This window comes from Butyrivibrio hungatei (genome assembly GCF_001858005.1).
GTDB classification, from domain to species: Bacteria; Bacillota; Clostridia; order Lachnospirales; family Lachnospiraceae; genus Butyrivibrio; species Butyrivibrio hungatei.
Map to the genome: position 1 here is coordinate 2,781,501 of NZ_CP017831.1, position 12,467 is coordinate 2,793,967.

The 12,467-nt window shown below is 39.2% G+C and carries 13 protein-coding genes; 2 read left to right on the top strand and 11 right to left on the bottom strand.

Annotated elements, in window-relative coordinates:
* The first annotated feature begins 123 nt into the window (after positions 1-123).
* Both gmd and bhn_RS12860 read left to right on the top strand, forming a co-directional pair.
* Entirely contained in the window at positions 124-1,215 is a 1,092-nt protein-coding gene (gmd, locus tag bhn_RS12855) for a GDP-mannose 4,6-dehydratase (RefSeq protein WP_071177069.1), read from the top strand.
* 20 nt (positions 1,216-1,235) lie between these two features.
* The gene (locus bhn_RS12860) at positions 1,236-2,177 is read left to right on the top strand and encodes a GDP-L-fucose synthase family protein (protein WP_334293130.1); all 942 of its coding nucleotides are present in this window, start codon (positions 1,236-1,238) and stop codon (positions 2,175-2,177) included.
* A gap of 54 nt (positions 2,178-2,231) precedes the next feature.
* Here bhn_RS12860 and bhn_RS12865 read toward each other — a convergent pair whose 3' ends face one another.
* The 11 genes from bhn_RS12865 to bhn_RS12915 form a co-directional block, all read right to left on the bottom strand.
* A complete protein-coding gene (locus bhn_RS12865; RefSeq protein WP_071177071.1) occupies positions 2,232-2,681 on the bottom strand; it encodes a CAP domain-containing protein in 450 nt (149 codons plus the stop codon).
* 197 nt (positions 2,682-2,878) lie between these two features.
* Positions 2,879-4,669, bottom strand: coding sequence for an LIC_10190 family membrane protein (locus tag bhn_RS12870; RefSeq protein WP_071177072.1), 1,791 nt, complete (start codon positions 4,667-4,669; stop codon positions 2,879-2,881).
* A 35-nt stretch (positions 4,670-4,704) separates the two neighbouring features.
* A complete protein-coding gene (locus bhn_RS12875) occupies positions 4,705-5,160 on the bottom strand; it encodes a divergent PAP2 family protein (RefSeq protein WP_071177073.1) in 456 nt (151 codons plus the stop codon).
* A gap of 12 nt (positions 5,161-5,172) precedes the next feature.
* Entirely contained in the window at positions 5,173-6,042 is an 870-nt protein-coding gene (rfbD, locus tag bhn_RS12880) for a dTDP-4-dehydrorhamnose reductase (protein WP_071177074.1), read from the bottom strand.
* A 57-nt stretch (positions 6,043-6,099) separates the two neighbouring features.
* On the bottom strand, positions 6,100-7,272 hold the full coding sequence (locus bhn_RS12885; protein ID WP_071177075.1) for a DUF3048 domain-containing protein: 1,173 nt from the start codon (positions 7,270-7,272) through the stop codon (positions 6,100-6,102).
* Between the two features lie 55 nt (positions 7,273-7,327).
* Entirely contained in the window at positions 7,328-7,591 is a 264-nt protein-coding gene (locus bhn_RS12890) for an HPr family phosphocarrier protein (protein WP_071177076.1), read from the bottom strand.
* Between the two features lies 1 nt (position 7,592).
* Entirely contained in the window at positions 7,593-8,942 is a 1,350-nt protein-coding gene (gene glmM / locus bhn_RS12895) for a phosphoglucosamine mutase (RefSeq protein ID WP_071177077.1), read from the bottom strand.
* An 18-nt stretch (positions 8,943-8,960) separates the two neighbouring features.
* On the bottom strand, positions 8,961-10,238 hold the full coding sequence (locus bhn_RS15625; RefSeq protein ID WP_071177078.1) for a CdaR family protein: 1,278 nt from the start codon (positions 10,236-10,238) through the stop codon (positions 8,961-8,963).
* A complete protein-coding gene (gene cdaA / locus bhn_RS12905; protein WP_330393217.1) occupies positions 10,235-11,053 on the bottom strand; it encodes a diadenylate cyclase CdaA in 819 nt (272 codons plus the stop codon). The genes bhn_RS15625 and cdaA overlap by 4 nt, the downstream gene beginning before the upstream one ends.
* 64 nt (positions 11,054-11,117) lie before the next feature.
* Entirely contained in the window at positions 11,118-12,059 is a 942-nt protein-coding gene (locus bhn_RS12910; protein ID WP_071177080.1) for a hypothetical protein, read from the bottom strand.
* A gap of 4 nt (positions 12,060-12,063) precedes the next feature.
* Positions 12,064-12,459 (bottom strand): hypothetical protein, encoded by a 396-nt coding sequence (locus bhn_RS12915; protein WP_071177081.1) that lies wholly within the window; start codon positions 12,457-12,459, stop codon positions 12,064-12,066.
* Between the last annotated feature and the right edge of the window lie 8 nt (positions 12,460-12,467).

Below are 12,467 nucleotides of genomic sequence, written 5' to 3' on the forward strand. Positions count from 1 at the left end.
TATAGTATAATTTTCATATCAAGATAATGCAAATCAAAATCAAGAAAATGAATTGCTTTTATATTATTCTCTAAATATAATCATTATGAACATTAAACATTTGATTATTTGAGAGGTAAAAAAATGGCTAAAAAAGCTCTTATTACAGGAATCACAGGCCAGGATGGTTCATACCTTGCTGAGTTCCTTCTTGAAAAGGGTTATGACGTTCACGGAATAATCAGAAGATCTTCTGTAGATTACAGAGAGAGAATCGCTCATCTTGAAGGAAAGCCTAACTTCCATTTACATTATGGTGACCTTGGTGACTCAATGAGCATCATTGGAATCGTATCTAAGGTTCGCCCAGACGAGATCTACAACCTTGCAGCTCAGTCTCACGTTCAGGTATCTTTTGATTCACCTGAGTTTACAGCAGACGTAGACGCTGTAGGTGTTACAAGAATCCTTGAAGCTGTTCGTCAGTGTGGTCTTACTGAGACATGCCGTATCTATCAGGCTTCAACATCTGAGCTTTACGGTAAAGTTGAGGAAGTTCCACAGAACGAGAAGACTCCTTTCCACCCATACAGCCCATATGCAGTTGCTAAACTCTATGGTTTCTGGATCGTTAAGGAGTACAGAGAAGCTTACAACATGTTCTGCTGCTCAGGTATTCTTTTCAACCACGAGTCAGAGAGAAGAGGCGAGACATTCGTTACACGTAAGATCACTCTTGCTGCTTCTAGAATTGCCCAGGGAAAACAGGACAAGTTATACCTTGGAAATCTTTCAAGTCTTCGTGACTGGGGTTATGCTAAGGATTATGTTGAGTGTATGTGGCTCATCCTTCAGAATGACAAGCCAGAAGATTTCGTAATCGCTACTGGTGTACAGCACTCAGTTAGAGAGTTCGCTCAGCTTGCATTCCACTATGCCGGTATCGAACTTGAATTCAAGGGCGAAGGCGCTGATGAAAAGGGTTATGACAAGGCTACAGGTAAGGTGCTTGTTGAGGTATCTCCTGACTTCTACAGACCAACAGATGTTGTTAACCTTTGGGGTGATCCTACCAAGGCAAAAGAGAAGCTTCACTGGAATCCACAGTCAACATCTTTCGAAGATCTCGTAAGGATCATGGTTGAGCATGATATGGCTAAGGTTGCAGTTGAAAGAGCTAACGAACATGTAGAATTCAATCTTGCAGAATTCCTTGAAAAGGGTATTGATAAATAAAAAAGAAGGTGACAGATATGATGGATTACGGTGCAAAAATATATGTTGCTGGCCACAGAGGAATGGTTGGCTCAGCAATCGTTCGTGAATTAAAGAAACAGGGCTACTTCAATATCGTAACCAGAACACACGCAGAGCTTGATCTTACAAGACAGGATCAGGTTGAGAAGTTCTTTGCAGAAGAAAAGCCTGAATATGTTTTCCTTGCAGCTGCTAAGGTTGGCGGAATCATGGGTAACTCAGAGGCTCTTGCAGATTTCATGTATGACAACATGATCCTTGAAATGAACGTTATCCACTCAGCTTGGAAGAATGATTGTAAAAAGGTTGAGTTCTTAGGTTCATCCTGTATCTACCCAAGAATGGCTCCACAGCCAATGAAGGAAGATTGTCTTCTTACTTCAGAACTTGAAAAGACCAACGAAGCTTATGCACTTGCTAAGATCTCTGGTCTTAAGTACTGTGAATACCTCAACAAACAGTATGGAACTGACTACATTTCAGTTATGCCTACTAACCTTTATGGACCAAATGATAACTATCATCCAACTCATTCACATGTACTTCCAGCTCTTATCAGACGTTTCCATGAAGCCAAGGAGCAGAACCTTCCTTACGTAACATGTTGGGGAGATGGAAGTCCACTTAGAGAATTCCTCTATGTTGATGACCTTGCTAACCTCTGCGTATTCCTTATGAATAACTACAGTGGAAACGAGACAGTCAACGCTGGTACAGGAAAAGAGCTTACTATCAAAGAGCTCACAGAAAAGGTTGCAGCAATCATCGGTTACACTGGTGAGATCAGATGGGATCCTTCAAAGCCAAACGGAACACCAAGAAAGCTTCTTGATGTTTCAAAAGCAAAGAATCTTGGTTGGACCTATAAGACAGAACTCGATGACGGTATCAAGCTTGCTTATGAAGATTTCCTTCATAATCCAATGCGTGCCGAAAGATAAGAACAGGCATTATAAAAGGCGATGCAGATAATCTGCATCGCCTTATTTTTTTGATCATTTAAATTCACAAGCTATATAGATATCTCCGTTTCCATTGTCATAATAAGCTATTCCAACGCTAGAAAAGCTTTTTCTCATGACATTTGCCTGATGCTTTGGACTAAGGAGCCATGCAAGTACTACATTTTCAGGATTGGACTGCTCTTCATTTCTTGCATGCGCCAAATTTTCACCCTTTGCCGCACTGGAAACTGTATGCCAAGCTTTTCCATTTGGTCTTGTATGAGAAAACCTTGAAGCGCACTCTGCCGCCCTAGTTGTAGCCGCTTCCTGAAGTGTTTCATCAACTGTATAAGCTGGAAGTCCAGCCTCTGCTCTTGCTGCATTCATATATGCCAGAACATCATCTGCTCCTGCAGCCTTGCATTCAAAGGAATATGCTCCAAAAAGCATAAGCACTATAGTCGTTAACATTATTAAGGTCCTTATATTCTTTTTCCTCATAAAGTACCTCTTTTCAAAATGGTGATCTACTGTTTCATCATTTCTGTATATTTATGATACTTTATTTCGGAGCACAGAAGTCCTTTATTAACGTTATTTAGGCTATTCTTAATACATTGTTTAGAATAGAATCAATTGTTAATTTATTTTTTATAGTTAAAATTGTATTTTTATTAAATTATCGTCAAAGGCCTGTTTTATTTACCTTTCGGCTTAAAACCATCATGGATATTCTTGCCGATAAATTCCATTTCCTCTGAAAGATCATGGGTCGCTGCCGGAAATGGTCCATATCCTATCTGATCTCCTTCTGCCGGATAATAGAAGGTTACCCCTGATATTTCAAAAGTCTTTGTCTCATATGTGCCGTAATCCTGCTGCGCAAGGAAATACTTAGCATTAAATCTAGGATACTCATCTCTTATAAGATTTATTCCCTTAAATACGATCCATAATGCTAAAAGAGCCACAAATATCTTGAGCATATAGTCTTTAGCCTTTTTATCTACTCTGTTACTTAACAGGATAAACATTCTTCCAAGGACAACCGCTACTACAAGCCACACATATACTATGCCGTATCTGATAAGTGGAGCACTCATAAACCAAAAGATCATGCACCCGATAAGAGTAGCGCCGATCGTCAAAAAATCTGCAAGATTAAGCATACTTCTATGGCTTATCTCAAAGACCTTATTGTTTAACTTATGTGTTTTTCTCTCTGACGCAGCCAAAAGAAAATATAAGAAGCAAACAATATAGATCACTATTGCAACTAATGCCAATACGACCATAGCCTTGTTCATCATAGAAAGGCTGCTAAACCAATGTGGAACCCATTCCTTCATGGTTACATGCCCATAATTTGTTACATCATTATAGCCTCGTCCAAAGGTCTTTATCTCAAGAGCGTCAAACTCTGCGACTCCCTTTGGTATTTCCCAATCAAAGCCGAAGAAATCCAAGATCGTTACGGGGTAAAGTACCCAGCCGGATATGATCACATTTCTTGTAAGGAACGGTAGCACAATAAAGAGCACTAAAAGTATAGATATACCAAAGGCCTTCATTTTCTCTTTTGTCCTATCATGGAATAGCATATAGATAGGAATTATGGCCAAAAGAACCATTGGCGCTGCTGAAAGCTTGATAGTAACTGCATACACACCTAACATAGTCAGCTGAATATAAGGTACATAAGATTTTTCATGCCTTACATACATATCAAGCCAGTGTATTATGGTATAAAAAACCATGGTCTGAAGGAAATAATCTGACGCAGGCGCTACCATCTCATCATAGATAGTAAAAAGATAATAGATAGCTGCTGCTCTTGCAAAATCAGAAAGAACAATATGTCCACGCCTTACCACATTTTTGATATCAAGACACTGCCAAGCAAGAAGCAGAGCAAAGAAACCAGCCATAACATGATATGACTGTCCGCCTAAAAAAGCCATGCTATAAAGAGCTGACAGTGCAAATGATGCGCTATTGTAGGCCAATCTCACATGTAGATTGCCCAAGCCTTTGACAATACCATAGTCTTCTATCCAGTGGATAGCCTGTGCATGATAAAGATCTGAATCATAGTGCATTATTCCGTGGGATGTGCCATATGCCATCAGCAAAAAGATAAGAATATAGAATATTCCATCCAGATTAGAGCTGAGGACATGATGCATATCCTGAAGATCTTCTAAAAGTTCTTCTCTGTAATATACAGCCGCCACAACACAATATAAAATAAGAATAATATTAGCTTTTAAGCCAACGCCCTGGAAAATACTAAAGATTTCGGAAAAGACTGTTACTACGACAATTCCCGTGACAATATAAGACTCCCTGAAATGTGTCTTATATTTTTTGACAATTCCATTTTTAAGGGTAGCCATACCCGGCCATGATGACATCATCTTAAGAAAAGAATAGCCAACCAGGTATGTTGTGATAATTACATATAGCCATATCAACATGACTGTTATCATAAAATGCTAGTCCCCCAAAATGTCATTTATAATGATCATAGGCTGATAACGATCGCGCCTACTACAATTCCTAAAATAGCTCCAAAAAGCACCTGTAATGGTGTATGACCCACAAATTCCTTGAGTTTTTGCTCAACAGGGATGTCCTGGTCAAGCTCTTTAAACCAGTCCATCATATTATTGATCATAACAGCCTGCTTACCTGCCTGTCTTCTAACGCCCATTGCGTCATGCATTACTATAAGGGCAAGCACGCCAGAAATAGCAAATTCAAAAGAGCCTGCTCCATAAGTTAAAAATGTTGATGTTACAAGAGCCATAACTGTAGCGGAGTGTGAGCTTGGCATTCCTCCATCTCCCATAAGTCTCTCAGGATTGAAGTTTTTATTAACTACCACATAAATGATAGTTTTTAAAACCTGAGCCACAAACCAGCCCCAAAATGCTGACATCAATATTCTATTGCTAAAAATATCTGAAATAAAATCCATAAAACAATCCTTTTAAAGTAGTTCTTTTAAATACTGCTCAATTGCATCGTGCCAGTCTGCAAACATAAAGTCAGATGTGAGCTTGAACATATAGTTTTCAAGGATACTATAGGCTGGTCTAGGTGCAGACTGAGGATTCTTGGCAACGTATTCCTGTGTTGTAACATGATTAACCTTTGTCTTCTTGCCGGCAATCCTAAAGATCTCTTCTGTGAAATCTGCCCAGTTAGTATCTCCTTCACATGTACCATGGAAAGTTCCATAATTCTGTGTTGGAAGAAGATAATGAATAGCCTTAGCAAGCTCAGTTGTACTTGTTGGTGTTCCAAGCTGATCCTTTACCACACTAACTTCATCATACTTCTCAGAAAGTGAGAGCATTGTCTTAACAAAGTTCTTACCATCTCCATAAAGCCATGCTGTTCTGATGATAAAAGACTCTTTAGCAAACTGCTTTACAAACTCTTCACCAGCAAGCTTTGTTTTACCATAAACACTTACAGGGTTTGTTTTATCAAACTCAACATATGGTCTTGTTCCATTTCCTTCAAAAACATAATCAGTAGAAACATGAACAAGCTTAGCCCCTACTTCTGTAGATGCTATAGCAAGGTTTCTTGGTCCGATAGCATTGATCTTGTATGAAAGATCAACATCGCTTTCCTGCTTATCAACTGCTGTGTATGCAGCACAGTTAATAATAGCTGAGGGCTTAACTTTTCTTGCAAGTTCGACTACTGCGTCTACATTTGTAATATCAAGAGGAGTGATTCCCTCTCCCTGAAATACATCTGTATTAACAAGTTCATATTTGCCGTTAAGTTCCTTATTGATTGCTCTACCAAGCTGTCCATTGCAACCTGTTACAATTATTGTTTCCATATTGTTCTCCTATTAATCACAAAATCGGACGGCATCACTGCCGTCCAATTAGAAATATCAATCTGCGTAGGTGACACCATTTACTTCAAACTTTGAGAATGAACCGCCCTTTTCCTGAATTACAAAGATCATCGTCTTACCGGTATTGAGCACGATCTCATTGCCGTTGTCATCATAGTAAGTAGTAGGACCGTAGTCATCTGTCTTCTCCCATTTGATGTGGATCATCTTGCCCTTAGTAATGTAATATCCATCACGTGTTGTATCATGCATCTGATAAGCAAGATAACCGTTATCATCACGAACTTCATGATATGTTCTCTGAATGATTACATTTGAGAATGCAAGCTGTTCTCCGGTAAGTGCATCTTTCTGTTCTGCACCATAAAGGGTTTTAAGATATACCTCTTTTTCTGGATCGTATTTAAGTGCTGACTTTGTTACAGGGAAGCATCCTGCCATGTTAATCTCTGTAGCATCTACAGCATCTGAATAATCTGATAATGTGTTAGGATTTGAATAGCCAGTAAATGTGAAGTGTGGCTCGCCTTCAAATTCATCTCTATGTTCAAGTGAAAAACCTGCTTTATCAATAGCAGAAGATACATGTGCGCCATCTGTGAAAGCTGTGTGCTCAGAAGTACTTCCCTCAGGAATTCTGAAGAATGCGCCATAATCTGAACCCATTACACCGCCAACACCATTTAAGTTATCAACATCCTTACGAGTAAGGATTGTCTTAACATAGAGCTCTGGTCCGCCATAGTGAACGATAACCGGATCATACTCAAGTGCAGCGTATACGAAGTAATCTCTGATACTACGGATATTTCCAATCTGGCTAAGATCCTGCCAGTCCTCTAAAATACCCATCTGACGGCTCATGCTTCCCTCTTCCATGATCTCATAGAATACAGCAACGTTACTAAGTCCATACTGTGGCTGAGCCTCTTTGTTTATAGGATACATAACAGCTAAAGGTCTGTTCTTGTTTACTTCTTCATCAACCCACTCATTAGTGAAGTAGCTTCTAACCATTCCTTCTGCAGGTGGTGTGTCTTCATCAACTACTTCTGAAGATGCTTCTGAAGCAGCGGCTACTGGAGTCTGTTCTACATTTTCAAGTTTCTCAACACTAAGTCCTGTTACAGATTCATCATTTGAAGAACCGCAACCAAATACCATAGCTGCAGCTAAGCTAGCAGCTAAAATAGCTTTAACCTTTTTCATTACCGAAAGTTCCTCTCTAATTTTTACGCATGTGATAGTTTATCACAATATGCTTTTATTCGCCAAGTCCCGTTTCAATGGCCTGTACAAGAGCATCCATAGCCTCTTCTTCATCAGGTCCATCGCACTTAAGTGTAAGCTCATCGCCGCATTTGATACATGCCCCCAGAACGCTGAGTACACTCTTGGCATTAGCTGTGTTATCACCATAACTAAATGTTATGTGGGATTTGTAATTCATTGCTACTTTACACAAGTTACCCGCCGGACGAAGATGAAGTCCAGTGGGATTACTGATAACCACCTTCTGACTTATCATATTAAAGCATAACCTCCTCGATCAGCTTAGCAAGCTTCTTGGCCTCTTCTTCAATCTTGCCCTGATCCTTACCCTCAATCATAACTCTTACTAATGGCTCTGTTCCTGATGGTCTGATAAGAACTCTTCCATCACCAGCGAACTGTTTCTCAAGATCTGCAATTGCTCCTGCGATCTCAGGATAATCCATATAAGCATCCTTCTTGTGAGTTGGCACATGAGCATTTACAAGAGCCTGAGGCATAACCTCCATAACCTTGGCAAGTTCTGATAATGGCTTACCAGTCTTGACCATAACCTCAAGCAAATGAAGTGCTGACAGCAGTCCATCACCTGTTGTATTGTCATCAAGGAAAATGATGTGTCCAGACTGCTCACCGCCAAGATTAGCACCAATCTCTTTCATATGTTCAAGAACATATCTATCGCCAACCTTAGTCTTATCTACCTGGATTCCTTCTCTTTCAGCCATCTTAAAGAATCCAAGATTACTCATAACTGTAGCAACGATAGTATTCTTGGCAAGCTTTCCGTTGTCCTTCATATACTTACCGATAATAGCCATGATCTCATCGCCATCAACCATCTTACCATTTTCATCTACAGCAAGGAATCTGTCAGCATCGCCATCAAAGGCAAGACCTACATTTGCCTTCTCAGTTACAACTCTTCCCATAAGCTCTTCCATATGAGTTGAACCGCAACCAGCATTGATATTAGTTCCATCAGGATTATTGTGAATTACTATAACCTCAGCACCAAGCTGTCTGATAGCTTCTACAGAAGTATAAAATGAAGCACCTTCTGCACAGTCCATAACAACCTTCATACCCTTAAGGTTAATATCTACCGCATTAAGATTGTGGTTAATGTACTCTTCTCTAGCGTCTGTTCTGTTTTTGATCTTACCAACACCTGCTCCTGTTGGCATCTTAACTCCATCCATGTTGTTCTTGATAAGAGCTTCGATCTCATCTTCAAGAGCATCTGGAAGCTTGTATCCATTGCCATCAAAGAACTTGATACCATTAAACTCCATTGGATTGTGTGAAGCAGAAATAACTACGCCAGCATCTACCCTGTACTTCTGAGTAAGATATGCTACACCAGGAGTTGGGATAACTCCAACATTAACTACGTCTGCACCTACAGAACATGCACCAGCCATAAGTGCACTTGCAAGCATGTCACCTGAAAGTCTTGTATCGCATCCAACCATGATCGTTGGCTTGTGGTTTACCTCTTTTGATAAAACATAAGCTCCAGCCTGTCCAAGCTGCATCGCAAGTAATGGTGTAAGCTCATCATTAGCCACACCTCTAACACCGTCAGTACCAAATAATCTTCCCATTACAATAACCTCTTAATCTTAATTATTCTTTTCAACTTTGACATATACGCTTACAGGAGCTTTTTCCTTGACTCCCTCAGGCAGATTCCATTCTACCTGCGCTGTATATGTACCTTCTGTCATTTCTGTTAAGCCATTACTTTCTAATATTTCATCAATATCTACTGTTCCTTCAAGACTTCCAGCAGAAATTGCATCAAGCTCTGATTTAAGTCCCTGAAGAGTTAAGGATACAGTATCATGTTCGCTATCGTCAATATTTATATCAAAGCCATCAACTTTTCCTGAAATAGTAACATTCTTGGTGCTTACATCATAGGTCTCTTCCGAAACACTGCCGATGTGAACAACAACAGCTGCTGTTCCATGATAATCAGGATCACCAAATGTAACACCAGACGGCAGATACTTGCTAACATCAACAGTATAGTTGAGGTTCTTAGAAAGACCTGTGACATTAAGTCCGTCATCCTTGATAGTGATCTCATTTACAGAAGAGATAACGCTGCTCCTTCCAGCGATCAGAACTTCAGAAGGATTGCTGTCTATCTTACCTGTGAGTATATATCCATTTGCAGGTTCGCCAGTTACTACATAGTTAAGAGGAACATACTTGGTTCCATAGATAGAAACGTTCACGCGAACTGACTTGATATTCATCGATACCTGAGAACTGTCTACAGGATCACCATCTGCATCGTACAAAATGATGTCTGCATCAGTTCCAATATTTGAAGTAAAGCCTGTTACATCGACATCAACTTCTGCAGACTGAATGTTCTGGATAACTGACTCTGGTCCGTTTATCCTGATCATATTCTGCTCTGTTGTAACATCTCCGATGATATAGCCATCAGACAACGTTCCGGAAGTAGTAGCTGTAAGAGCCAATGTCTTGGACGCTTTACGCTCCACGCTCAGTTTGACAACGTCCGTACTGGTGACGATCTTTTGGATCTTGTCACTATATTTATTAGTCGTAACATTGATGGTTACTGTATTAAGGCTAGATAAATCCTGAACATCAGCTGTAGCAACCACATTGTTCTGGCTAATTGAATCAATTATAGATCTGGGCGCATAAATAGTAACCGAACTGATAGTATCGCTACCATCAAGTATGGTGTACACCTGACCCTGATCTGTGATCAGATTTGTATTCTTGAGCGTTACAGGAACGTTCGTATATCTTACTGAAATAACCGGATCATTAATATTAGTAACAAGAAACCATATTATGATCGCAAAAATAAGAGAAGCAAGTTTGAGTCCCCAATTAGATGTAATCTTCTTCATTTTCTCACCTTAGCCTTTCTGGCAAGATGTTTGATAGGAGTCTCTTCTGTATGCTTGTCCTGCAAGATTCTCAAACGTTCTCTCAACCTGTCGCTATCTACTGCTCTTTCAAGCTCGCCTTCGTAGGCAATACTTATTTTTCCTGTTTCTTCTGAAACAATGATAGTAAGTGAATCTGTAGCCTCTGAAACACCGATACCGGCTCTATGTCTGGTTCCAAGTTCCTTACCAATTCCCATATTATCCGACAAAGGAAGATAACATGTCGCCGCTGTCACTCTGTCGCCTCTGATGATGACTGCACCATCATGAAGCGGTGTATTATGTTCGAATATATTGATAAGTAGCTGGCTTGTAACAATACCATCTACATCTATTCCTGTTCTTTCATACTCAGCAAGAGGATGATTCTGCTCAATAACAATAAGGGCACCAGTTCTGACTTTACCCATTTCAACACATGCTCTTACTATCTCATTTAATGTTCTGTCTGAAAAACGGCCTTCTGTCTTGGGATCCCCCAAAGATAACACATTGGAAAAGAAATTTTTTCGGCCCAGCTCTTCCAACGCTTTTCTAAGTTCTGGCTGCAGAATTACAACCATAGCTATGATAGCTATACTGAATACTCTCTCGACGATCCATAGGATAGTAGACATATTAAACAGCGCAGCTATCAAAATAAAGACAACTATGACGATTATTCCCTTTAAAAGAGACCACAATCTTGTATTTTTTGCCCACACTAAAATATGATATACCAGAAATGCGATAATAAAGACTTCTAGTATATCTGAAAATCTTATAGTCGGCATGTGCAGACTAGTTCTATTAAAATCAAAAAGAAAATCTATCTGCTTCATAGTGTTCCTTTATATCTTATCTGTGCTGTTCTCTAGCACGATTTATCTTTTTTACTTTTCTCTCTGGAGTTGAAACAGTAACCTTAGGTACAGCCTTAACATAATAGTAGTACTCATCATCTTCGAACTGAACTTTCTCTGTTCTGCTGTAATCAAGGCTGAAGGAGAAGAATTCTACAACCAGCATCAAAAGAGCTGAGATGATTGTACCAAATATCACTCCAATTATTGAAATCTCTGCATCACACACAAGACTTCCAATGAGAATACAAATGATAAGTGAGATTGCTCCGCAAGCAATAGCGATCTTCCATGAATTATCTACTGAAGATCTGCGGATCATATATACAATAACTACTGTTATTGCAAATGCTACGATCATAACGATCATAGTCTTGTTACCAATAATTCCTGCAAGGATCGTATGGAACTCATTAGCAGCCTCTTCTACTCCATCGCTTCCAAAGGTTGCTGCGTTAGATGAAAAGTAAGAGATCACAAACGAAATAACTACTCCAAATGCAACAGACACTGCAGATGCAGGTGTTCCAAGAAGTCCCATAGCAAGTGGCATAACAAATGGGATATGAAGAAAATAAAAGACAGGAGTAAGTAAAACAGCCAGTGTATCCTTAGGTGAGAACCTGAAATACAATAAAAACATCAGCACAAAAATGATTGCAACGATCATTGCACATTCAGGTGCCAACGCATATAAATGTCCAAGAATAAACACAGCTGAAATAAATACAATAAAGTTTGCTGGAAGGATGGCGCAAAGAAGTGCAGCCATCATAACAATAGCAAAGTTATTGAGAGAATTCATATAACCAAGCTTGCCATTGATCATTAAAATAGATACAAGTGCAAGCAAGAACTTCCAAATGTAAGTAATGTAAGTTTCATTTTTGATATAAAATTTTTTGATGTATTGCTTTAATTCTAAAAGTGATGTCATGATATCATTGTTCCTTTTCGTACATTCTTGCTAGTTTTTTCAGATTTCCATAATACTCTTTCATATTCTTGCGCATCTTGGAATAACGATAGGAATAGATGATATATGATGCAAGAGAATACACGCCAACAAGCAGGAGGTAATATATAAGAAACCTCCTGCCGATTGTCAGTAAATTATCAGTATTATAAAGATTAGATATTACATTTTCAAAATCATAAAGTGCATATGTACCAACAATAATTGCAAAAACTATTGTAGCACTGATCACCGACTTGATAATGTTAAAGCCAATGTAATCACTTCTAAAGTAGGAATTGATAGTTCCGTTCTTTTTGCCTTCACGATCCATAAACGCAGTCATCTTGGTCATCAAAATGACTTTTTCTTCATTTAACATTTTTGCTC

Coding starts and splice junctions, on each gene's coding strand:
- gmd (WP_071177069.1), top strand. CDS start 124: ATGGCTAAAAAAGCTCTTATTACAGGAATCACAGGCCAGGATGGTTCA.
- bhn_RS12860 (WP_334293130.1), top strand. CDS start 1,236: ATGGATTACGGTGCAAAAATATATGTTGCTGGCCACAGAGGAATGGTT.
- bhn_RS12865 (WP_071177071.1), bottom strand. CDS start 2,681: ATGAGGAAAAAGAATATAAGGACCTTAATAATGTTAACGACTATAGTG.
- bhn_RS12870 (WP_071177072.1), bottom strand. CDS start 4,669: ATGATAACAGTCATGTTGATATGGCTATATGTAATTATCACAACATAC.
- bhn_RS12875 (WP_071177073.1), bottom strand. CDS start 5,160: ATGGATTTTATTTCAGATATTTTTAGCAATAGAATATTGATGTCAGCA.
- rfbD (WP_071177074.1), bottom strand. CDS start 6,042: ATGGAAACAATAATTGTAACAGGTTGCAATGGACAGCTTGGTAGAGCA.
- bhn_RS12885 (WP_071177075.1), bottom strand. CDS start 7,272: ATGAAAAAGGTTAAAGCTATTTTAGCTGCTAGCTTAGCTGCAGCTATG.
- bhn_RS12890 (WP_071177076.1), bottom strand. CDS start 7,591: ATGATAAGTCAGAAGGTGGTTATCAGTAATCCCACTGGACTTCATCTT.
- glmM (WP_071177077.1), bottom strand. CDS start 8,942: ATGGGAAGATTATTTGGTACTGACGGTGTTAGAGGTGTGGCTAATGAT.
- bhn_RS15625 (WP_071177078.1), bottom strand. CDS start 10,238: ATGAAGAAGATTACATCTAATTGGGGACTCAAACTTGCTTCTCTTATT.
- cdaA (WP_330393217.1), bottom strand. CDS start 11,053: ATGCCGACTATAAGATTTTCAGATATACTAGAAGTCTTTATTATCGCA.
- bhn_RS12910 (WP_071177080.1), bottom strand. CDS start 12,059: ATGACATCACTTTTAGAATTAAAGCAATACATCAAAAAATTTTATATC.
- bhn_RS12915 (WP_071177081.1), bottom strand. CDS start 12,459: ATGTTAAATGAAGAAAAAGTCATTTTGATGACCAAGATGACTGCGTTT.